The organism is Lacinutrix himadriensis (assembly GCF_001418105.1).
GTDB classification, from domain to species: domain Bacteria; phylum Bacteroidota; class Bacteroidia; order Flavobacteriales; family Flavobacteriaceae; genus Oceanihabitans; species Oceanihabitans himadriense.
In genome coordinates, this window is record NZ_LIQI01000032.1 from 142,903 (window position 1) to 165,049 (window position 22,147).

At 32.7% G+C, this 22,147-nt stretch carries 20 protein-coding genes and 2 pseudogenes; 6 read left to right on the top strand and 16 right to left on the bottom strand.

Annotated elements, in window-relative coordinates:
- Positions 1–168 precede the first annotated feature (168 nt).
- The 8 genes and pseudogenes from AMD28_RS17835 to AMD28_RS17865 all read right to left on the bottom strand — a co-directional run bounded on the left by AMD28_RS17835 (position 169) and on the right by AMD28_RS17865 (position 8,704).
- Complete coding sequence (locus tag AMD28_RS17835; RefSeq protein ID WP_055445496.1) at positions 169–642, bottom strand: OsmC family protein; 474 nt, start codon at positions 640–642, stop codon at positions 169–171.
- 141 nt (positions 643–783) lie between these two features.
- Entirely contained in the window at positions 784–2,766 is a 1,983-nt protein-coding gene (locus tag AMD28_RS17840; protein WP_055445497.1) for a T9SS type A sorting domain-containing protein, read from the bottom strand.
- 104 nt (positions 2,767–2,870) lie between these two features.
- Positions 2,871–2,939: pseudogene (locus tag AMD28_RS19200) on the bottom strand (hypothetical protein); the annotation flags it as partial.
- 154 nt (positions 2,940–3,093) lie between these two features.
- The gene (locus AMD28_RS17845; RefSeq protein WP_055445498.1) at positions 3,094–3,495 is read right to left on the bottom strand and encodes a hypothetical protein; all 402 of its coding nucleotides are present in this window, start codon (positions 3,493–3,495) and stop codon (positions 3,094–3,096) included.
- Positions 3,496–3,776: 281 nt separating this feature from the next.
- A pseudogene (locus AMD28_RS19205) lies at positions 3,777–3,911 on the bottom strand (OsmC family protein); the annotation flags it as partial.
- A gap of 165 nt (positions 3,912–4,076) precedes the next feature.
- Entirely contained in the window at positions 4,077–4,691 is a 615-nt protein-coding gene (locus tag AMD28_RS17855) for a hypothetical protein (protein ID WP_055445500.1), read from the bottom strand.
- A complete protein-coding gene (locus AMD28_RS17860) occupies positions 4,675–5,163 on the bottom strand; it encodes an RNA polymerase sigma factor (RefSeq protein WP_055445586.1) in 489 nt (162 codons plus the stop codon). The genes AMD28_RS17855 and AMD28_RS17860 overlap by 17 nt, the downstream gene beginning before the upstream one ends.
- Positions 5,164–5,290: 127 nt before the next feature.
- Positions 5,291–8,704 carry a methylmalonyl-CoA mutase family protein gene (locus AMD28_RS17865; RefSeq protein WP_055445501.1) on the bottom strand — a complete coding sequence of 1,138 codons (3,414 nt, stop codon included), beginning with the start codon at positions 8,702–8,704 and terminating at the stop codon, positions 5,291–5,293.
- Between the two features lie 199 nt (positions 8,705–8,903).
- Here AMD28_RS17865 and purU point away from each other — a divergent pair, with 199 nt between their 5' ends.
- The 4 genes from purU (at position 8,904) to AMD28_RS18655 (ending at position 11,233) form a co-directional block, all read left to right on the top strand.
- Positions 8,904–9,758: a formyltetrahydrofolate deformylase gene (gene purU / locus AMD28_RS17870; protein ID WP_055445502.1), complete on the top strand. Its 855-nt coding sequence runs from the start codon at positions 8,904–8,906 to the stop codon at positions 9,756–9,758.
- Between the two features lie 126 nt (positions 9,759–9,884).
- Positions 9,885–10,589: a DUF4197 domain-containing protein gene (locus AMD28_RS17875; RefSeq protein ID WP_055445503.1), complete on the top strand. Its 705-nt coding sequence runs from the start codon at positions 9,885–9,887 to the stop codon at positions 10,587–10,589.
- 222 nt (positions 10,590–10,811) lie between these two features.
- The gene (locus AMD28_RS17880) at positions 10,812–11,009 is read left to right on the top strand and encodes a Lacal_2735 family protein (protein WP_055445504.1); all 198 of its coding nucleotides are present in this window, start codon (positions 10,812–10,814) and stop codon (positions 11,007–11,009) included.
- Between the two features lie 77 nt (positions 11,010–11,086).
- The gene (locus AMD28_RS18655) at positions 11,087–11,233 is read left to right on the top strand and encodes a hypothetical protein (protein WP_161804651.1); all 147 of its coding nucleotides are present in this window, start codon (positions 11,087–11,089) and stop codon (positions 11,231–11,233) included.
- Here the strand turns inward: AMD28_RS18655 and AMD28_RS17885 are convergent.
- The 3 genes from AMD28_RS17885 to prfA form a co-directional block, all read right to left on the bottom strand.
- Entirely contained in the window at positions 11,208–11,990 is a 783-nt protein-coding gene (locus tag AMD28_RS17885; RefSeq protein WP_055445505.1) for an ABC transporter substrate-binding protein, read from the bottom strand. The two genes, AMD28_RS18655 and AMD28_RS17885, sit on opposite strands and share 26 nt — an antisense overlap.
- 9 nt (positions 11,991–11,999) lie before the next feature.
- Positions 12,000–12,827, bottom strand: a complete 828-nt coding sequence (pyrF, locus tag AMD28_RS17890) for an orotidine-5'-phosphate decarboxylase (RefSeq protein ID WP_055445506.1) — start codon at positions 12,825–12,827, stop codon at positions 12,000–12,002.
- Positions 12,828–12,960: 133 nt separating this feature from the next.
- Positions 12,961–14,037 carry a peptide chain release factor 1 gene (gene prfA / locus AMD28_RS17895; protein WP_055445507.1) on the bottom strand — a complete coding sequence of 359 codons (1,077 nt, stop codon included), beginning with the start codon at positions 14,035–14,037 and terminating at the stop codon, positions 12,961–12,963.
- Positions 14,038–14,154: 117 nt separating this feature from the next.
- Between prfA and AMD28_RS17900 the strand changes: the two genes are divergently transcribed.
- On the top strand, positions 14,155–14,442 hold the full coding sequence (locus tag AMD28_RS17900; protein ID WP_055445508.1) for a hypothetical protein: 288 nt from the start codon (positions 14,155–14,157) through the stop codon (positions 14,440–14,442).
- A gap of 8 nt (positions 14,443–14,450) precedes the next feature.
- On the opposite strand, the gene AMD28_RS17905 is transcribed toward AMD28_RS17900, so the two are convergent.
- The 5 genes from AMD28_RS17905 to AMD28_RS17925 form a co-directional block, all read right to left on the bottom strand.
- Positions 14,451–15,416 (bottom strand): DUF3078 domain-containing protein, encoded by a 966-nt coding sequence (locus AMD28_RS17905; RefSeq protein ID WP_055445509.1) that lies wholly within the window; start codon positions 15,414–15,416, stop codon positions 14,451–14,453.
- Positions 15,417–15,519: 103 nt separating this feature from the next.
- Complete coding sequence (locus AMD28_RS17910) at positions 15,520–16,218, bottom strand: hypothetical protein (RefSeq protein WP_152975647.1); 699 nt, start codon at positions 16,216–16,218, stop codon at positions 15,520–15,522.
- 50 nt (positions 16,219–16,268) lie between these two features.
- Positions 16,269–17,447, bottom strand: a complete 1,179-nt coding sequence (locus tag AMD28_RS17915; protein ID WP_055445511.1) for an AIR synthase related protein — start codon at positions 17,445–17,447, stop codon at positions 16,269–16,271.
- Positions 17,448–17,487: 40 nt separating this feature from the next.
- Complete coding sequence (locus AMD28_RS17920) at positions 17,488–18,159, bottom strand: porin family protein (RefSeq protein ID WP_193787290.1); 672 nt, start codon at positions 18,157–18,159, stop codon at positions 17,488–17,490.
- A gap of 456 nt (positions 18,160–18,615) precedes the next feature.
- Positions 18,616–20,802, bottom strand: a complete 2,187-nt coding sequence (locus AMD28_RS17925; RefSeq protein WP_055445512.1) for a glutamine synthetase III family protein — start codon at positions 20,800–20,802, stop codon at positions 18,616–18,618.
- A 185-nt stretch (positions 20,803–20,987) separates the two neighbouring features.
- On the opposite strand from AMD28_RS17925, the gene AMD28_RS17930 reads away from it, so the two are divergent.
- A complete protein-coding gene (locus tag AMD28_RS17930; protein ID WP_055445513.1) occupies positions 20,988–22,013 on the top strand; it encodes a glutamine synthetase beta-grasp domain-containing protein in 1,026 nt (341 codons plus the stop codon).
- Positions 22,014–22,147 lie beyond the last annotated feature (134 nt).

Sequence of the window (22,147 nt, forward strand, 5' to 3'; positions counted from 1 at the left end):
GTACAGGTACAGTTTTCGCAAGTACAGTTTTGGCAATTTCCTTTAGAGCAACCATCACAGTTACAAGTACATTCTTTATTTTTCATGATATCTAATTTTTATGTTCATATAATAGACGTGATACCATTAAAAAAGATGCAAAACATTTGAATTATTTTTTCAAACTTATTATTGAACCACTATAGTCGCCTCATGAGCAATTGGAAAATTACACGAATTAGCTATAAAGCATAAACTATTTGCCTTTTCGTGCAAACCTAAAGCCAATGCTTTTTGATTAGCATTTTTTATGGTTACTACTGGTTTTAATCGTACCGTTTTAAAACTACCACTTCCTGAAGCTGCAACTTCTAAATCTCCTTCTGCATGATCGCTATAGCTTAACACTTCTATATTATTTTGCGCACACACGTATAAATAAGACATCATGTGACAGGAAGTTAAAGCAGATAATAATAAATCTTCTGGATTGTATAATGCATCGTCACCTCTAAAGGTTTTTGCTGCAGACACATGCAATGGTGTTGCTTTGTTGTCAATGAAAACTTCATGATTTCGACTGAAGGTTCTTGGATTTTTCGTGCTTTCGCCTTCGTTTATTGTCCAATTTACGGTTGCTTTAAAAGTGTGTTTGATAGACATATTTTTTTTATTGAATATAAAAAAAGCGTTTCAGATTGAAACGCTTTTTTGTTTTGATATTATTTATGGAGATGCTTTGTTTTGTTATGCATAAAAAAGCACTTTTTTAAGATCCCAAAACTAGAAATACAAACTTTAAATTTATTTCAAAATTATTTTCTGAGTTTTAATGTTTCCGTTGTTCTCTAATTTTAAAAAGTATAATCCTTTACTAGTACTTTCTAAGTTAATTTGTACTGGATTTCCATCTAAATCAATTTCCGAAGACAAAATTACTCTTCCATTTAAATCTAAAACGGAAAGCATTGTTTTACCTAAATTATCTTCAGCTTTAATATTAATTATTCCGCTAGAAATGGTTGGATAAACAGAAATCCCCTGCACAGAGCTAATCGTATCTATAGATAATGTACTGTCTAAATTTGTAGACGTTGGATAAAACACAGAAAACGAATTGGTATTAAAACCAGTATAATAATCTGCTCCATAAAGTACCGTTGTTGCATTAAAAAAATCTCCGCCCGCAGTATAACCTGCAGTACAACCAGAACCGTCTAAACGCATCATTTCTAAACCAAAATAGCTGTTTAAATTAGCATCTGCAGTAATTAAATCTGTGATTTCATCTTCTAAAGAATAAATACGAATACTAACGTTTGTAGTTGGTTGCGTGGTAGGTGAAATAGAAACTTCTCTTCTAGAATATGTATGTCCGTTAGAAGTCGTTCTTGTATCTCCTGCATCCACAAACAAAGTAGTAGTTACTACTCCTAAATCATTTCCATTAGCATGTATTGCAGCGGCTATATTTCCATTAGCATCTATAATTGGCAACCATTCGTTTAAATTATTTTCAGAAGTGGAAATGGTAACATCTGGTAACGTTTCACAAGACCCAACTGTTCCTGGAGCGACTTCTGGTGCTCCTTCTAAACAAAAAGTAAATGAGTTTGCAGCACTATCTGTACGCATAACTTGTAGCAAATATGTTTGTCCGAAAACAACAGGTATTACACCACTAGTATTAAAGCAAGCTACTTCTGTTCCTCCACAAGAGTCATAAACAACAAAATTATTAAAGCCTGAACTTGAATTTAAATTAATATTCCCAGTTAAAGGCGCTTCAAATGCATACCAAGCATCTAACCAAATTTGACTCGCATTTTGACAACTACCAATATTTGTAGTAATTGAAGCCCTTCTAGAGTCTATTGTTACATTTTCTGTTGAACATAGACCAATATTTGCAACTTGTATTACTTCTGCATTTGCGCAATCGTCATTAACTATATCTTCAAAAGCTTGAATATCAAAATTCTTAACCCCTGCAAAACTTTGGAGATTTGCATAACGTAAGGTATACGTTGTACCCATAATTAAATCATAATAATAAGTATCATCTCTAGAACAGCCAATTTCAATAGGAGTTGCTAGCATGGTATCTGCACAACTAGCGAAAAGCGTAAATTGATCGAAGACATCTACGGAAGTGATTCTTATATTCCCATTTACTGGCATGGTAAATTGATACCAAACATCTAACCAAGTATTGTTAGCATCTTCACAACTTGCAATAAGGCTCTGATTAGCACCACCAGTTTCTGTTTGAACGTTCGTTGCTGCAGCTGTTGTAACGGCGATTACTTCTGCATTTGAACAATCGTCATTAGCAACTGTTTCAAAAGCCTGAATATCAAAATTCTTTGCACCTGCAAAACTTACCAGATTTGCATATCGTAATGTATACGTTGTTCCCATAGTTAAGTCATGATAATAAGTATCATCTCTAGAACAACCAATTTCAACTGGAGTTGCTAACATGGTATCTGCACAATTAGCATAAAGCGTACACTGATCGAAGCCATCTACGGAAGTGATTCTTATATTCCCATTTACTGGCATGGTAAATTGATACCACACATCTAACCACGTAGCGCTAGCATCTTCACAACTTGCAATAAGGCTTTGGGTTGCACCACCTGTTTCTGTTTGAACGTTCGTTGCTGCATCTGTTGTAACGGTTATTACTTCCGCATTTGCGCAATCATCATTAGCTGCAGCTTCAAAAACCTGAATATTAAAACTTTTTGCTCCAGCATAGATATCACGATTTGCATAACGCAAGGTTACGTTGTTCCAGGTTAAGTTGTAAAAAAAGTATCTATTAGAACAATAATTTCACGGAGTCGCTAACATGGTATCTGACAATTAGCATAAGCGTAAATAGTCTAAATAATCGCTGAAGTAATGCTTACATTACCATTAACAGGCATTGTAAATTGATACCAAGTATCTAAAGGTTTGGTAGCACTTCACAACTTGCAACAAGGTTTGGGTTGCCCGGTTTCGTTTGCACGTCTGCATTAGCGTTGTAACGGAATATCGCATTTGGCAATCTCATTAGCTGCGTTTCAAAAGCCTGAATATTAAAACTTTTTGCTCCGCATAATATCACGATTTGCATAACGCAGGTGTAGTGTTCCCAATTAAGTTGTAATAAAAAGTATCATCATTAGAACAATTAATTTCAACTGGAGTCGCTAACATGCTATCTGCACAATTAGCATATAGTGTAAATACGTCATAAAAATCGGCTGAAGTAATGCTTACATTACCATTTACAGGCATTGTAAAATAATACCAAGTATCCAACCACGTTTGACTTGTATTCTCGCAGCTGGCAATAAGACTTTGTGTTGCCATTGTGGTTTCTGTTGCAACTAATGTTGCATCCGTTGTGGTAAGTATAATTTCCTGCGCATTAGCACACTCATCATTAATTGGCACTTGAGCATGCGCTTGAGAAATAGATAAAAATACTATTGCTAGTATTAGAAGAAGTTTTGTTTTCATTTTGGTTATTTTAAGATTGATTAGCTTATTCGGTTTATTCTCTTTTTATGTTCTATGTAGTTCTAAAAAATAAAGGCATAAAAATAATTAAATAAACCTTAAAACCCATTATTCTAGTGTTTTAATAAGAAAAGTATTTTCTAAAATCACGAAATGGTTTAGAGATAAGGGTTCGCAGTATTTCTGGAAAATGAAAAAACGGGAATTTTGAGGCTTTTTTCTAGTTGCTAGGAATGACAAATAGTTCTCTGAAATCCTTCAGATGCATCTGAATAACTTCATACTTCAATTTTATGTTGCGCACACACGTATAAATAAGACATCATGTGACAGGAAGTTAAAGCAGATAATAATAAATCTTCCGGATTGTATAATGCATCGTCACCTCTAAAGGTTTTTGCTGCAGACACATGCAATGGTGTTGCTTTGTTGTCAATGAAAACTTCATGATTTCGACTGAAGGTTCTTGGATTTTTCGTGCTTTCGCCTTCGTTTATTGACCAATTAATGATTGCTTTGAATGTGTGTTTGATTTGCATAGATTATGTTATTTCTGTAATTTACTTTCTTTACGAAAAATTTTATTTAATAGACATCAACGCTTCTAAATCTTTAATCATATTATCAAGCTGGTTCATATAATTACCATAAAGAACTTTAGTTGATACTCTATAAATAAATATGAATAAGAATCCAAACACTATAACCGCAGCAAACACCATAATAAACAATTGAATATTCGTTAATTTACCTAAAAAACTTATATGAAACGCTGTGTTTTTATAAAACAACCAATATCCTGGTAATATAAGTAACGGAAATATTAATCCAACAACTCTAGTTGTTGATTTTATGGTCCTTTTTATAGTATTTCTATAACTTACTAAATATTCATAATTTGAATTACTAATTTTAATATCCTCAAAGGAGTGCAATGTTTTTTTATTGTAAAAAAATAGCGTAATCAATAACCCCATTACATATAACCCTAATATTATATGTCCATAGATACTAAGTCCTAATCCCAATACCACTGCTATTGGAAGTAAGCTTTTATTGTCCAATTGGTAAGTGCGTTCTAATTTTTCAATCAGAAGGTTTGATTTCTTCTCATAATAATTAAAGGCTTTATCTACTTTTAAATCTTTTGGATTTTTAAATCCATTTTCCCAAATATTTTCAATTGATTTTTCCATCTAATAATACTTTTAATTGTTGTTTTATTCTTAATATTTTTACGGAGATATTATTTGGAGTTATTCCCAAAATTTCTGCAATTTCCTTATATGGTTTCTCTTCTAAATACATTAAAATCAAAGCCCTATCTGTTTCTTTTAGTTTCTTAATAGCATCATACAAAAGGTTTAATGATTCGTCAGCAAAAGCTGTGTTGTTTATGCTCTGGGTATCATATACACCATCCGTTTGTAATTCTACTTTTCTATACTTTTTTTTAGTATGCGTTAAGCAAACATTTAATGTTATTCTATAAACCCAAGTAGACCATTTAGATTTTTCTTTAAACAAATCTTTACTCTTCCATATTTGAAGACAAACTTCTTGATAGTAATCTTCAAATTCTTGTTGACTATTTGTGTAAGCTCTACAAATTTTAATGATAATGCCCATGTGAGGCTCTATTGATACTATATAAAAATCTCTACTCAAAATTGTTTTCTTAATTAGTATTAACAATATATAATATATTACAAAAATGTATAAAAAAAATACACCTCGAAGGTTTTAAAACCTTCGAGGTGTATTAAAAAGAGTATATAATTACTTAAAAATCTGCTTACATATTCCGTCTATACTGACCACCAACTTCAAATAAGGAAGCAGTAATTTCACCTAAGGAACATACTTTACAAACTTCCATTAAAGCTTCAAAAATATTTTCGTTGTTGATTGCTCGTTCTTGTAAATCTTTTAACAATGCTTTTGTTTCATTTGCATCATGAAGATTTGCCAAGGTTTTAATTTGAAATTGCTTCTCTTCTTCTGTTGCTCTAATTACTTCCGCAGGAATAACCGTTGGAGACCCTTTAGAACTTAAGAATGTATTTACACCAATAATTGGGAACTTCCCGTTATGTTTTAATGTTTCGTAATACAGACTTTCTTCTTGTATTTTACTACGTTGGTACATGGTTTCCATAGCACCTAAAACACCACCTCTTTCAGTAATTCTGTCGAATTCTAAAAGCACAGCTTCCTCTACTAAATCCGTTAATTCCTCAATAATAAAAGATCCTTGTATTGGGTTTTCGTTTTTATTTAATCCTAATTCTTTATTTATAATTAACTGAATTGCCATTGCTCTACGTACAGATTCTTCCGTAGGCGTTGTAATAGCCTCATCATACGCATTGGTGTGTAAGGAATTACAGTTATCATAAATAGCATACAATGCTTGAAGCGTTGTACGAATATCATTAAAGTCAATTTCTTGCGCATGTAAACTACGTCCCGAAGTTTGAATATGGTATTTCAACATTTGCGCTCTTGCATTTGCACCATATTTGTGCTTCATTGCTTTTGCCCAAATTTTTCTTGCTACACGACCAATTACGGCGTATTCTGGATCAATTCCGTTAGAGAAAAAGAACGATAAGTTTGGACCAAATTTATTGATGTCCATACCACGACTTAAATAATATTCCACGTACGTGAAACCATTAGATAAGGTCAACGCTAATTGTGTAATCGGGTTGGCTCCTGCCTCTGCTATATGATAACCAGAAATTGATACTGAATAGAAGTTACGGACATTATTCTCGATAAAATATTCTTGCACATCTCCCATTAAGCGCAATGCAAATTCTGTAGAAAAAATACAAGTATTTTGTGCTTGATCTTCCTTTAAAATATCTGCTTGAACGGTTCCTCTAACTTGTGCAATCGTGTTGGTTTTAATTTCGGCATACACGTCTGCTGGTAATACTTTATCTCCTGTAACACCAAGAAGCATTAAACCTAAACCATTGTTTCCTTCTGGTAATTCGCCATGATAAGATGGACGAATTTTACCTTTATAAATTTTAGCAATTTTTGCTTCTACTTCTTTTTCTAGTCCGTTCTCTTTAATGTAAAACTCACATTGTTGATCAATAGCAGCATTCATAAAGAAACCTAATAACATTGGCGCAGGACCATTAATAGTCATACTTACCGACGTCATTACATTTGCTAAATCGAAACCAGAATACAATTTCTTAGCATCATCTAAACAACAGATGGAAACTCCGGCATTACCAATTTTACCGTAGATATCTGGTCTTAAATCTGGATCATTTCCGTAAAGCGTTACACTATCAAAAGCTGTCGACAAACGTTTTGCTGGTAAACCTGCACTTACATAGTGAAAACGTCTATTAGTACGTTCTGGTCCGCCTTCTCCTGCAAACATACGTGCTGGATCTTCTCCGGTACGTTTAAAAGGATATAATCCGGAAGTATACGGGAATTCTCCTGGTACGTTTTCTTGTAAACACCATTTTAAAATATCTCCCCAAGCTTGGTACTTTGGTAAGGCTATTCTTGGTATTTGCAAGTGTGATAATGACTCTGAATGTGTTTCTATTTTTATTTCTTTATCTCTTACTTTAAAGCTATAAATTGGATTTTTGTATTTATTTACTTTCTCATCCCAACCGGTAATCACTTCCCAATTGTAAGGATCTAAGTTTAATTTTACGCGGTCAAATTCACCAACTAAAAGTTTTACAAAATCTTTATTTTCTTCGTTAGGTGAAATAGATTCGGAAGCAATTCCTGCTTTATCTAAAACAGGTGTTGCGTCTAAAACAGATTCTAATGTTTTAAAAATTCCGTATAATTTCTGAGCAACTTCCACTTGTGTATTTGCCGTTTTATCATAGGCACGATTACTTTCTGCAATTTCAGAAAGATAACGTGTTCTGGATGGTGGAATAACGAAAATCTTCTCGCTCATTTCATCTGAAATATGAAAAGTCGATTTTAAATCTGAATCCGTTTTCTCCACTAACTTATCCATGATGGCTTTGTACAGCGTATTCATTCCTGGATCGTTAAACTGCGAAGCGATAGTACCATAAACGGGTAAATCATCTTGATGCACATCCCAAAGATTATTGTTACGCATGTATTGTTTTTTCACATCACGTAAGGCATCTAAAGAACCACGTTTATCAAATTTATTGATGGCAACTAAATCCGCAAAATCCAACATGTCAATTTTCTCTAATTGAGTTGCAGCACCAAATTCTGGAGTCATCACATATAAAGCAACATCAGAATGTTCCATGATTTCGGTATCGGATTGTCCGATTCCTGAAGTCTCTAAAATAATTAAATCATATTCCGCAGCTTTTAAAACCTGAACTGCTTCATTTACATATTTTGATAATGCTAAATTAGATTGACGCGTAGCCAAACTACGCATATATACTCTTGGTGAATTGATAGCATTCATTCGAATTCTATCCCCTAAAAGGGCACCACCTGTTTTACGTTTAGAAGGATCTACAGAAACCAAACCAATGGTTTTTTCTGGGAAATCGACTAAAAAACGACGAACCAATTCATCTACTAAAGAAGATTTACCTGCTCCTCCAGTTCCTGTAATTCCTAAAACTGGTGTTTTAGAATTTTTATTTTTTATATGAATTTTATCTAAAGTGTCTTTGGCAACCTCAGGAAAATTTTCTGCAGAAGAAATTACTCTAGCAATTGCTTTTGCATTTTTAGTTGGTAAAATATCTAATTCCCCATTTAAAACATCACCAATGGCAAAGTCCGATTGCTCCACTAGATCGTTAATCATACCTTGTAATCCCATGGCACGACCATCATCTGGAGAGTAGATACGTGCAATACCATAATCCATTAAATCTTTAATTTCAGACGGAAGGATTACACCGCCACCACCACCAAAAATCTTGATGTGTTCTGCACCTCTTTCTTTTAAAAGATCGTACATATATTTAAAATACTCATTATGTCCACCTTGGTAAGAAGTTAAACAAATAGCATTTGCATCTTCTTGAATGGCTGTATTTACAACCTCATCTACACTTCTGTCATGCCCTAAATGGATGACTTCTACTCCTGTAGATTGGATTATACGACGCATAATATTTATGGATGCATCATGACCATCAAATAATGCTGCTGCAGTAACGATTCGTACTTTATATTTTGGCTTGTATGGTGTTGCTTGTGTCATTCTTAAAATATAATCTGTTTTAGGCTTGCAATTTACGGAATATTCAAAAATATTGCTCTATAATATGTAATTATCTAAAAGTTAAAAACAAAAAGATAAGTTCCCTTTTTTAGAGTAATTTAGTATACCTATTAGGTATTCGATTTTCGTTTTCACGGAAATAAAAATATAAAAAAATACTGCTTTCGCGGAAACAAACATGAAAAAACTAACCATACTTATAAACTGTAAGGATCAATCTGGAATTATTGCAACTGTCACCAATTTTATAGCGAATAATAACGGAAACATTGTATATATAGATCAGCATGTAGATAGAGAACAAGACATTTTCTTTATGCGATTAGAAGGAGAATTTGAAGCAGTTTCTTTTAATACGGAAGCTTTTAAAGAAAACTTTAAATCTAATTTGGCCGAACAATTTAAAATGAAATGGCGTATTTATTCTGCCGAAGACAAGCCGAAAATGGCATTATTTGTTTCTAAATACGACCATTGTTTATACGATATTTTAGGTCGTTATAACTCTGGAGAGCTGGATGTAGAGATTCCGTTTATAATAAGTAATCACAATACTTTAAAGCCTATTGCAGATAGTTTTAATATTCCGTTTTATCATATTCCAGTTACCAAAGAAACCAAAGCAGCAGCCGAAGAACAACAATTAAAATTATGTAAAGAGTTCGGTATCCATTTTATTGTTCTTGCTCGTTATATGCAAATTGTATCTGGTAAGATAATAAGTCAGTATAACAACAAAGTCATCAACATTCACCATTCTTTTTTACCCGCTTTTGTTGGCGCAAAGCCCTATCATTCTGCCTATAAACGAGGCGTAAAAATTATTGGAGCAACGAGTCATTATGTTACTGAGGAATTAGATGCTGGACCGATTATAGAACAAGATGTTGCCCGTGTTTCTCATACACATGCCATTGAAGATTTAATTGCCAAAGGACGTGATTTAGAAAAAATAGTTTTAGCCAATGCTATTAAACTACATATTAAACGTAAGGTGATGGTTTATAATAATAAAACGGTGATTTTCTCATAGTTACTATTTGCGTGAGTGGTTGCAGTGGCATCCTTTTTGTTTTTCACAAAAAGATATAACGGAAAACGCGGTTTTTATAAAAAAAACACGCCATAATAAGTATCTTTACACCTTAAATTATAAATCATGAAAAAAATATTTGCCTTAGTTATTCTTTTAAACTTAACTGCTTGCGCAGAATTACAACAAGTTATTGACCAATTACCACAAGAAGTTGGTGCGCTGTCTGAATCTGAAATTGGATCTGGATTAAGAGAAGCTTTAGATTTAGGAATTGACAAACAAGTAACTAAATTGACACAAACAGATGGTTTTTATAAAAACGACTTGGTTAAAATATTGTTACCTGAAGAATTAAAAAAAGTAGATAAAGCGTTACGTGATATTGGATTAAGCAGCTTAGCAGACGAAGGTTTGAAAGTATTAAACAGAGCAGCAGAAGACGCGGTAAGTGAAGCAACTCCTATTTTTGTTAGTGCAGTGAAAGACATCACTTTTACAGATGCAAAAAACATTCTTCTTGGTGATAACGATGCAGCTACACAATACTTAACGAGCAAAACACAAACGGCTTTATACGCTAAGTTTAATCCAGTAATTAAAGCTTCGTTTGATAAAGTTGGTGCAGACCAAGTTTGGGCGAATTTAATTAACAAGTATAACGCAATTCCTTTTACTAGCAATGTAAATCCGGATTTAACAGATTATGTTACTGGAGAAGCTTTAAATGGAGTTTATAAAATGATTGCTGTTGAAGAAGGTGAAATTAGAAGTAAATCGTCTTCTAGAACTACAGATTTATTACGTAAAGTTTTTGCTTTACAAGATTAGTCCATATAGTTAGAAAATTCGATTACTAAAATATATAAAAGCCTTTGAAGGAATAATTCTTCAAAGGCTTTTTATTTGCTAAACGATTTACTCTTTAGAATAGGCTACATAGAATTTAAAAATAAATTTTAAAAGAATCTTTTTTTTTATTAAATTTAATCAAGCATAATTATGCTACCTAAAAATATTGTATATTTAATTGATTAATAGCAAATTACCATCATGAACAAAAATGAATTAATACAAAAACATCAAAGTAAACTCGATAAAAAATATAAAAATTTGGTAGAGCAAGCTTATAATCTTAGACAAACAGACCATGCTTTAAGTGATATTTCGGAATACAGAGCGATCAAACTTCTTGGTAAATTGAATAAGCTAAAATATCTTTCTAGAGATCAATCTCCGTCTGCCATTTAATTATTTATCAATTCTTTAACCTTTGCTTAAAATCCAAACGCGAAGAAAACTCGTACTTTATATATAAAGAACAAGTTATGAGCGCACAATTTTGCAAAGTTGGAAATATAAAACCAAATTTAGACAAGCTATTAAACCTAAAAGCTACAGATAAAAAAGCTGTACGTTTTGTGGAAGTGGTATACAAGAAAAAGTATACTAAAGACTTACATGTAGCTTCTTAAAATAACTAAAAGACTTAATTAGTCTAGAACCATACCACGAAAACATTTCGCCATCTACTAATTGTATTTTGGCATTAGTATAGTACGCTCCTAATTCTTCGATATGTTTTTCTTTAAAAGGATATGGTTCACTAGATAAAAAGACCACCTCTATTTCTTTATTTTGTTGCATTTCAATTTCTGGATACCTTCCTAAATGGGCGTAAACATTTACCAATTTATTTAATTGTAATAAATAATTAATGAAGGTATTTTCACCAGCAACCATAAAAGGATTTTTCCAGATAAAATACGCCACTTTTAAAGTCGGTTTTTCTTGAATATAGTTTTGAAAATCTTTTAAATTATTTTGAATTTTTTCTGAAATTTCGGAAGCTTCCTCCTTCCTATTGAATAACTCTCCATATTGCTGAATCATTTCTACACAATGGGAAATGTTTTCAATTTCGGAAACATGCACCACACAAATGTCATTACAAGCAGCAACAATCTCCTTCGTGTTTTCCTCTTTATTACATAGAATAATATCTGGCTGTAATGCTTTTATCTTATCTAGATTTATCTGCTTTGTACCACCAACAATTGTTTTTGTTTTTAATAATTGCTTTGGATGTACACAGAATTTAGTAATACCAACAATAGAAGATTCTAAACCTAAATCGTATAACAATTCGGTTTGTGAAGGCACTAAAGAGATGATTCGTTTTGGAACGGATTTAAAGTTTAATGGTCTTCCTAATTGATCTTTTAGTTTCATTTAAAAAGCTTACTTCGTTTCTCGTAATGACAGTAATGCTTCCATTTGTGTTTGCAAATCTTTTGCACTGTTTGCTGCCGCAGTTGCAAAATCTTGTTCTTTGGAAGCGTAAATAATTCCTCTAGAAGAGTTTATTAATAAACCTACAGTATCACTCATTCCGTATTTACAGACATCTTGTAAATTTCCACCTTGCGCTCCAACACCTGGAACTAGTAAAAAACTATTTGGAACAATTTTTCTGATTTCTGCAAAATATTCGGCTTTAGTAGCACCAACCACATACATTAGGTTTTCTGAATTTTTCCAATTTTTAGAAGTTTCTAAAACCTGTTTGTATAATTCTTTTCCTTCTACTTGTTTGGTTTGGAAATCGAAAGCACCTTCGTTGGAAGTTAACGCCAACATAATGGTATGTTTGTTTTCAAAAGCTAAGAAAGGTTCTACCGAATCTTTTCCCATGTAGGGAGCAACAGTAACACTATCGAACGCTAAGTCTTCAAAAAAAGCTTTAGCATACATAGTACTTGTATTACCAATATCGCCACGTTTAGCATCGGCAATGGTAAAAATTTCTGGATGCTTTTCGTTTAAATAGTTAATGGTTTTTTCTAAAGCTTTCCAACCTTTTAATCCGTAGGCTTCATAAAAAGCAGTGTTTGGTTTATAGGCAACACATAAATGGTGTGTAGCGTCTATAATTGCTTTATTAAAAGCGAAAATTGGATCTTCCTCTTTTAAAAGATGTTTTGGGATTTTATTTAAATCGACATCTAATCCTATACATAGAAAGGATTTCTTTTTTTGGATCTGAGCAGTAAGTTGTTGTGTTGTCATGAATCAGATATTGTCATTCTGCGCTACTACACAGAATCTATTTTTAGTATTAGTGGATTCCGCATCGGGTGCGGAATGACAAATTATTTCTATTTACATTTTAATAAAAAAGCCTCAAAAAAGAGGCTTATTATTAAAGGTGTTCGTCACTAGCTTTTAACTTCTCGGTGTTATCTGCTAATTGTAATTCGTCTATAATTTTTTGAATATCGCCATTTACAATATTTTGTAAATCGTAAAGTGTTAATCCAATTCTATGATCGGTTACACGACCTTGCGAATAGTTGTAGGTTCTAATCTTAGCACTTCTATCACCAGAAGTTACCATGGTTCCACGTAAAGCAGCATCTTCTTCATTTTTCTTAGCCAACTCCATATCATACAAACGAGAACGCAATACTTTAAAAGCTTTCTCTTTATTTTTATGTTGTGATTTCTGGTCTTGACATTGTGCTACCAATCCGGTTGGAACGTGTGTTAAACGCACTGCAGAATAGGTAGTATTTACCGATTGCCCTCCTGGTCCTGAAGAACAGAAAAAATCGATACGTACGTCTTTTGGGTTTATTTCTACATCAAACTCTTCAGCTTCTGGAAATACCATAACGGTTGCTGCACTTGTATGCACACGACCTTGTGTTTCGGTTTGTGGTACACGTTGTACACGATGCACTCCAGCTTCAAATTTTAAAGTTCCGTACACATCGTTACCAGTAACTTCAAATTGAATTTCTTTAAATCCGCCATTGGTACCTTCACTATAATCTACAGTATCTACTTTCCAGCCTCTACCTTCGCAGTATTTGGTGTACATTCTAAATAAATCACCAGCAAAAATACTAGCTTCATCTCCACCAGTTCCTGCACGTAATTCTACTACCGCATTTTTAGAATCTTGCGGATCTTTAGGAATTAAAAGCACACGAATTTCATCGTCTAACTTAGGAATCCCTTCTTTAGCTTCGTCATATTGCATTTTGGCCATTTCTACCATTTCGGCATCACTACCATCTGCAATAATCGCTTCCGCTTCTGCAAGATTATCTGTAAACTCTATATATTGCTCACGTTTATCCATTAAAAGGCGTAAGTCTTTGTATTCTTTATTTAACTCTACATAGCGCTTTTGATCTGTAATAATATCTGGTTGAATGATTAAATCACTAACCTCATCAAAGCGTTGTTTTACTATTTGTAATTTATCTAACATCTATCTTCTAAAAAATTGTATGCCAAAAATACGATAATTTATGGATTTTATATAGTGTATAGACTAGCAATATTGTTATGGAAATAATTAGAGCACTTTTGCGTTTTAATAATACTCATGAAACTGCTAAAAGGAATACTCGCTTACTATAAACCACTATTTCTGTGGTCTATTACTATCAATCTTATTGTTTTAATAATAAGCCAAAGCTTTGTGCTTACTATTTTAACGAAGCTATTTGTAGTAATTTTATTTGGACTACTTCTAAAAGATTTTAGCGTTAGACGAAGAATTGGCTTCTACAAAATGGTTGGTGTTTCTAACGTAAAACTACTCTGTTTTCTATTTCTAATAGACTGTTCGGTATCTTTAGTCTTTATCTTTTTAATAAAAGGCTTTGCTTAATTATAGATTTAAAAATCTACAACAACACCAATACCAAGAATTTGTTTCCATTGCACTTTGGCACCTTCTTCTACGTATTCTTCTTCTTCCGTTACTTCATTAATAGCCATCAGATTTTTCACATCATTATCATACTTTAAATGTGAACCTAGATTCGCTCTTACGTAATTATTTACTTTAAAATCTAAGTTTACTTGCCAGTCTACATCTATGTTTCCGAAGTCATTAAGGTAATCGGTATAAAAATTCACCGCATGCTTCATATAAATATTAGTAGCTATTTCTGTTTCGTAGGCGTTTGTAATTAGTATCCCAAACTCATTTCGCACCTGCTCTCCATTTTTAATCACATTTCCTTGTTCATCTAGAATAGCTGGTTTAACACCAAATGCTCCTGCGTTTGCTAATTCTTGATCTAAAACAAAAGTAGATTTTGTAGTTGCTGGTGAAAAGTAAACGGATAATCTTTCTATATTTTTACCATATTCAATTCCCACACCATAAAACAAATAGCCAGGAGCCATAATTTTAGAAATAGCATTGGATGTGTTTGGGTAGGTATACCCGTTTGTAAACTGCGTTTTAAAATTAAATCTAGAAGTATAAAACCAATTGGTTAAACTATCTCTTCTATAACCAACACTAGAGTTAACCTCCACTAAATCTTCGGTTTTTCTTAACTCTTGTTCTTGTTGTTTATTAATTCCGTAGCGGATATTAATATTATTATTCCAAAAAAAATGTTTGAATTTGTAGTTTGCTTGACTTGCAACACCTAATAAAGCGGAAATGGAATTGCTTCCTCCAGAATTCCAATTCACAAAAGCGACTTCACTTACATCTAAAGTAGCAATATTTTTGTTTTTCCATTTAGGAAAACTCCCTCTAAAGGTGGTATCCACAACTGTAGAATCGGATTGCGCATTACTGTAATTAACAGATAATACGATTAGTAGGATTAATACCTTTTTCATGAGCAAAAATTTAGTAGCACACGAATTTAAATACTTCAACAAAGCATTTAATATTTTTAACAAATTTTAACAGAAAACCGAGGTACTGGCAAAGCCATTACTATTAATAAGTCAGTATTACTTTAGCTTCCTTATAATCATGAATTGCGTATCGTACCGTAAAAAAGAAGGCAAAAAAGTAAAAACAAATCTCTGGAAGATAAAACATCTTTACTTCAAAATAATAAGCTAATACCGTAAAGAAATCGGAAAGAACAAAACCAAAAACAAAATACATATAGTACATGGATTTTGTAGTATTGGTTGTGAAATTATAATTTCCTGCAAAAACGCAGGTTAAAATAGTTACGACGCCATACAAATAGAATATTATTTGCAGTAAGCCATCATGTAGTTTATAGGTAATTAAATGGATTAGTTGATCTAAAAAAAATAAATTTAATGAAATTAATATTCCAAAAAAAACAACAACAAATTTATTCACTTTTTTTAATTGCACTTTTTTTAATCCACTACGCAACAAGACTAAATAACCAATAATGGAAAAAACAGACGTTAGCTTATTAAACAAGCTGTCTTCATAAAAAAGCATGAAAAAATCAGAAATTAAAAAGGAGACAAGAACAATACCTATTGCCTTATTTTTATATCCTTTAAAAAACATAAATAACAAAAAATAAGAAAACACACTTATTAATCGCACTAGTCTCCTTTCAAAAACAGAGAATGTAGTGATCACATATATATTAATTACTAATAACAGTAACGATAGAATAAGTAATGTTTTTTTTTCGAAACTCATTAGTTGCACTTTTTTAAGAACCTATTAACGGATACATTAATAAAATGAAATTAGTATTCAAAAACACCATATTCACTTTTAATAGTCAAGCTTTTCACTTCGGAAGCTTCCACGCGACCAATAATTTTGGCATCTACGTTAAAAGATTTTGAAATAGCGATAATATCTTCAGCAATTTCTGGAGTTACATATAATTCCATTCTATGTCCGCAATTAAAAACTTGGTACATTTCTTTCCAATCTGTTTTAGATTGTTCTTGAATAAGTTTAAATAATGGTGGAACCGAAAACATATTATCTTTTACAATATGCAGGTTATCTATAAAGTGAAGTATTTTGGTTTGTGCTCCTCCTGAGCAATGTACCATTCCGTGCAAACGATCGCTTTTATATTTAGATAAGATGGCACTAATAATTGGCGCATAGGTTCTAGTTGGTGATAATACTAGTTTTCCTGCATCAATAGGAGAATCTTGTACAGCGTCTGTTAATTTGACATTTCCAGAATACACTAAATCTTCTGGTACGGAAGCATCAAAACTTTCCGGATATTTTTCTGCTAAATATTTAGAGAAGACATCGTGTCTTGCAGAAGTTAAGCCATTGCTTCCCATTCCGCCATTATATTCTTTCTCATAAGTAGCTTGACCAAAACTTTCTAAACCAACAATGACATCGCCAGGTTTAATGTTTGCATTATCCACAACATCTGCACGTTTCATTCTTGCCGTTACTGTAGAATCTACAATAATCGTTCTAACCAAATCACCAACATCTGCAGTTTCGCCTCCTGTAGAATGAATAGTAACACCAAAGGTTTTTAAGTCTTGAATAAGTTCTTCGGTACCATTAATGATTGCCGAAAGCACTTCGCCTGTAATTAGGTTTTTATTTCTTCCAATAGTAGAGGAAAGCATAATATTATCTGTTGCACCAACGCAAAGTAAATCGTCAATATTCATGATAAGTGCATCTTGAGCAATACCTTTCCAAACAGAAATATCTCCTGTTTCTTTCCAGTACATATATGCTAGTGATGATTTTGTTCCAGCACCATCTGCGTGCATGATTAAACAATAATCGTCATCATTGGTTAAATAATCTGGAACGATTTTACAGAATGCTTTTGGGAATAATCCTTTATCTATATTTTTTATAGCATTATGCACATCTTCTTTAGAAGCAGAAACTCCTCTTTGTGCATATCTTTTACTTACATCTTGGCTCATGAATCTATTTTGAGCAACAAAAATAGGAATTGTATTTTAGTTAATTATGAATTATTGGATTAGAATTAATAATTGTTGGTACATCACTTGGTATTTTACTCTTTTTGTTAGTTCTACCAAAGTAATAATTTACTCCAAAAGCAATTCTCCAATACACATCGTTTGCATCACCAAATACTTTTCCATCTAATTCATCTGAAAAGGTATGGTTATAATCGGTAAACAGTTTGATTCCAAAATCTTCCATTATTATATATTCTACACCAATACCTCCTTGTATTTTCATATCTGTTGTTGTAAAATAATTAGATGCATTAACTCCTGCACCTGCAAAAACAAAAGGGGTAAAAAAGCTATCTGGCATCATGGTACTTTCTACATTAAGATCAAAAGACATGTATCCATTATTACTAATGTTTTTATGTGCAAGGTTGAATTTATTGTAGGTAAAATTCACATTTACATAGGGATTAATATATCTTTTATAACCTACTTGACCATAAAACTCGAATAATGGATCTTGGTAATCTCCATTAATTACTGCGGTACCAACAGCTGCTGTAAACACATTATTTGCTCTATATTGATAGAAAAAAGCATGTGAATTTTCTTTCGGTTGTTTACTTACTTCGGTTTTTGTTTGCGAATGAACTTGAGAAAAACAAAAGCACAGGAATACAACTGTAAAAGATTGTTTTAAATATAAAATCATGGGTATTACTTATTTAGGGATCCATCTAATATAAAAAAATAAAGACAAATGAAGAAAGTTCATTTGTCTTTATTATAAATACTTAAAAACTTAAATTAACACAAAACAACTCGTAAAGTCATTTACTAACTATAACTAGTTAATATTATTTTGAACTACGTGTTCTGTTTGTACTAAATCTTTTTTGAAATCTTGTTCCTCTTTTTCTTTACTAGCTTGCGAGAATATAAAAGTCGCAACCATGAGCATAAGGACACTTAAGAAAAGCCTCTTCATTTTAAATTGATTTGATTAATAGCTCTGCTAAAATAAGCAAAACAGAAGAGACTAAACCCCTATTAACCAAAGTATTCGTTGATATGTAAATTATATTAGACAAAATACAAAGTATTAACTTTTGTCCCATAAAAAAGGTCGCTTTTATTAAGCGACCTTAATATTAATGAATACTAATATCTAGTTTGTAAACAGTAATTCTCTATATTTTGTTAGTGGCCAAAGCTCATCATCTACCAATAACTCTAACTTATCGCAATGGTATCTAATATCATCAAATAGCGGTTTTACCTTAAAACAATATGCCTCGGCTTTCTTCTCTATATCTGCTAGCATATTCGCTTTTTTACGTTCGTTCGTCATTTTAGTAACATTAGAATTTAAAGATTCTAAATGGCTGGATATGCTTTCAATTAAAACCATTTGTTCTTTGGCTAATTTTTTAAAATCCGCACCATAAATTTCTTTAAGTCCTCTTACGTTTTCAATTAAAATGTTTTGATATTTTACAGCAGTTGGCACGATATGATTTCTTGCGATATCACCAAGCACACGACTTTCTATTTGTAAACGCATGGTATATTGCTCTACTTCTATTTCGTAACGCGCTTCCACTTCCACCTTATTCATAATACCTAAATCGCCATATAGATCGATAGCTTTTTTAGAGATTTTAGCTTTTAATGCTTCCGGAGTCGTTTTATTATTACTTAATCCGCGTTTTTTAGCTTCCTTTTCCCAAGCTTCTCCATACCCATTTCCTTCGAATAGAATGTTTTTAGATTTCTTGATGTATTCTCTTAGTATATTGAAAACCGCTTCGTCTTTCTTCAAGCTTTTCTTTTCAATTAAGGCATCTACTTCCCCTTTAAACTCTATTAATTGTTTTGCAACAATAGCGTTTAAAACCGTCATTGGATTTGCACAATTTGCTGTAGATCCTACTGCTCTAAATTCAAATTTGTTTCCGGTAAACGCAAAAGGAGACGTTCTGTTTCTATCGGTATTATCGAGTAGCACATCTGGAATCTTTCCTACGACATTCAATTTTAAATCTGTTTTTTCTTCCGGAGATAATTTACCATTAGTCACATTTTCCAGCTCACTTAATGTCTTCGTTAATTGTTCTCCTATAAATACAGAAATAATTGCAGGAGGCGCTTCATTTGCTCCTAAACGATGATCATTACTAGCAGATGCTATTGCAGCACGAAGAAGTTCTTCGTTATCATAAACCGCTTTAATGGTATTAATAAAAAAGGTTAAAAACTGTAAGTTGCTCATTGGTGTTTTCCCCGGACTTAAAAGATTTACTCCAGTATCTGTGGCTAAACTCCAATTGTTATGTTTCCCAGAACCGTTCACTCCGGCAAATGGTTTCTCGTGAAAAAGCACTTTAAAATTATGACGTGCCGCAATTTTATCCATCACATCCATTAATAAGGAATTGTGATCTACTGCAAGATTTGCTTCGTCATAAACAGGCGCCAATTCAAATTGATTAGGAGCGACTTCGTTATGTCTTGTTTTAACTGGAATACCAAGTAACATACATTCGGTTTCTAAGTCTCGCATATATGCCATTGCTCGATTTGGTATGGTTCCAAAATAGTGATCATCTAGCTGTTGTCCTTTTGCTGGAGAATGTCCTAATAACGTACGACCAGTTAATACTATATCTGGACGAGAATTAGCCAAGGCAAGATCGATTAAGAAATACTCTTGTTCCCAACCCAAAGAGGCATTTACTTTTTTTACATTTTTATCAAAATATTTACAAACGGCAACTGCTGCTTGATCTACGGCTTGCAACGCGCGAAGTAGCGGAGTTTTATAATCTAGCGCTTCTCCGGTATAGGAAACAAAAACAGTAGGCACACAAAGTGTTGTACCATAAATAAATGCTGGTGAAGTTGGATCCCAAGCGGTGTAACCACGCGCTTCAAACGTATTACGAATGCCTCCATTAGGAAAACTGGAAGCATCTGGTTCTTGTTGTACTAGTTGTCCGCCTTCAAACTTCTCAATTGCTCTACCATTTCCAACAGGCTCAAAAAACGCATCGTGCTTTTCTGCAGTAGCACCTGTTAGTGGTTGAAACCAATGGGTATAATGAGTCACTCCTTTAGAAATTGCCCATTCTTTCATACCTGTAGAAATATGATCTGCAATGACTCTATCTATTTTTGAACCATTTTTAATGGCATCCTGCACACTTTTAAGTGCCTCTTTAGTTAAATATTGTTGCATGGTGTCTTCATTAAAGACATTAGCACCAAAAATGGAAGAACGACGTTCCTTTTCTTCAATGTGAACAGGTTTCCTATTATAGGTTTCTTTTACGGCATGAAATCTTAAGGTGGACATAAGTTTATGTTTTATTTGTTTTACAAATTTACAATTTTTAGCTATAAAAAAAACAATACCCTAAAAAAAATAGGGCTATTAACAACAATTCAATAAAATTAAAATGATTAGGGCTATTTTTTTATAGGCAATAATGAAAATTACTTATATTCGTAACCTTATTATTAATATAATTTGTAAGTATTATGGCAAAAATTAAATTAGAATACATTTGGTTAGATGGGTATTTCCCAACTCAAAACATGAGAAGTAAAACCAAAGTGGAAGAGCATGAAGATTTTCAAGGTACCATTGAAGAGCTAGATAATTGGTCTTTTGATGGTTCATCTACTAAACAAGCATCTGGAGGTTCTTCTGATTGTTTATTAAAACCAGTTGCAATTTACCCAGATCCTACAAGAAGAAATGGTTATTTAGTAATGACAGAAGTTTTAAATGCAGATGGTACGCCACACGTTTCTAATGGAAGAGCTACGATTGAAGATGAAGATAATGATTTCTGGTTTGGATTTGAGCAAGAGTATTTTATAATGGACACAAAAACACAATTACCTTTAGGTTTCCCTATTGGTGGTTATCCTGCTCCGCAAGGAATGTATTACTGTTCTGTTGGTGGTTTACATACACATGGTAGAAAACTAGTAGAAGAGCATGCAGATTTATGTATTGATGCAGGTTTAAATTTTGAAGGAATTAACCAAGAAGTTGCTTCTGGGCAATGGGAATACCAATTGTTTGCAAAAGGCGCTAAACAAGCAGGTGATGAAATCTGGATTTCTCGTTATTTATTAGATAGATTAACAGAACAATATGGTTACTATATTGAGTACCATCCAAAACCATTAGGTAGAGATATGGATTGGAATGGATCTGGAATGCATGCTAATTTCTCTAACACTGTTTTAAGAACATGTGGAAGTAAAGAAACGTACGAAAAAATATGTGAAGCATTTAGACCAGTTGTAAAAGAACACATGGCTGTTTACGGAGAATTTAACGATCAACGTTTAACAGGAGACCATGAAACTGCATCTATTGATGATTTCTCTTACGGAGTATCAGATAGAGGAGCATCTATAAGAATACCAATTATTACTGTTGAGAAAGGTTGGAAAGGATGGTTAGAAGACAGAAGACCTGCTTCTAATGGAGATCCATATAAAATTGCTGGTAGAATTATTAAGACTGTAAAGTCTGCAAATATTAGCTAATACCATTTACATTATTTAATTATCCATTAAAAAGGCTGTCTGTATAGATAGCCTTTTTTTTATGTGAGTAATTTATGCTTTTGAGTTTTTAAGTTTTTTTCGCTAACTTCGTTTAGATGCAGATGTAGGTTCTT

What these genes read in the sequence shown, in the direction of transcription:
- AMD28_RS17885 (WP_055445505.1), bottom strand. Translation starts at nt 11,990, where the DNA reads ATGAAACTAAAAGATCAATTAGGAAGACCATTAAACTTTAAATCCGTT.
- AMD28_RS17865 (WP_055445501.1), bottom strand. Translation starts at nt 8,704, where the DNA reads ATGACACAAGCAACACCATACAAGCCAAAATATAAAGTACGAATCGTT.
- AMD28_RS17855 (WP_055445500.1), bottom strand. Translation starts at nt 4,691, where the DNA reads ATGGAAAAATCAATTGAAAATATTTGGGAAAATGGATTTAAAAATCCA.
- AMD28_RS17880 (WP_055445504.1), top strand. Translation starts at nt 10,812, where the DNA reads ATGAACAAAAATGAATTAATACAAAAACATCAAAGTAAACTCGATAAA.
- AMD28_RS18655 (WP_161804651.1), top strand. Translation starts at nt 11,087, where the DNA reads ATGAGCGCACAATTTTGCAAAGTTGGAAATATAAAACCAAATTTAGAC.
- purU (WP_055445502.1), top strand. Translation starts at nt 8,904, where the DNA reads ATGAAAAAACTAACCATACTTATAAACTGTAAGGATCAATCTGGAATT.
- AMD28_RS17875 (WP_055445503.1), top strand. Translation starts at nt 9,885, where the DNA reads ATGAAAAAAATATTTGCCTTAGTTATTCTTTTAAACTTAACTGCTTGC.
- AMD28_RS17915 (WP_055445511.1), bottom strand. Translation starts at nt 17,447, where the DNA reads ATGAGCCAAGATGTAAGTAAAAGATATGCACAAAGAGGAGTTTCTGCT.
- AMD28_RS17845 (WP_055445498.1), bottom strand. Translation starts at nt 3,495, where the DNA reads ATGAAAACAAAACTTCTTCTAATACTAGCAATAGTATTTTTATCTATT.
- AMD28_RS17835 (WP_055445496.1), bottom strand. Translation starts at nt 642, where the DNA reads ATGTCTATCAAACACACTTTTAAAGCAACCGTAAATTGGACAATAAAC.
- pyrF (WP_055445506.1), bottom strand. Translation starts at nt 12,827, where the DNA reads ATGACAACACAACAACTTACTGCTCAGATCCAAAAAAAGAAATCCTTT.
- AMD28_RS17930 (WP_055445513.1), top strand. Translation starts at nt 20,988, where the DNA reads ATGGCAAAAATTAAATTAGAATACATTTGGTTAGATGGGTATTTCCCA.
- AMD28_RS17920 (WP_193787290.1), bottom strand. Translation starts at nt 18,159, where the DNA reads ATGATTTTATATTTAAAACAATCTTTTACAGTTGTATTCCTGTGCTTT.
- prfA (WP_055445507.1), bottom strand. Translation starts at nt 14,037, where the DNA reads ATGTTAGATAAATTACAAATAGTAAAACAACGCTTTGATGAGGTTAGT.
- AMD28_RS17925 (WP_055445512.1), bottom strand. Translation starts at nt 20,802, where the DNA reads ATGTCCACCTTAAGATTTCATGCCGTAAAAGAAACCTATAATAGGAAA.
- AMD28_RS17910 (WP_152975647.1), bottom strand. Translation starts at nt 16,218, where the DNA reads ATGAGTTTCGAAAAAAAAACATTACTTATTCTATCGTTACTGTTATTA.
- AMD28_RS17905 (WP_055445509.1), bottom strand. Translation starts at nt 15,416, where the DNA reads ATGAAAAAGGTATTAATCCTACTAATCGTATTATCTGTTAATTACAGT.
- AMD28_RS17900 (WP_055445508.1), top strand. Translation starts at nt 14,155, where the DNA reads ATGAAACTGCTAAAAGGAATACTCGCTTACTATAAACCACTATTTCTG.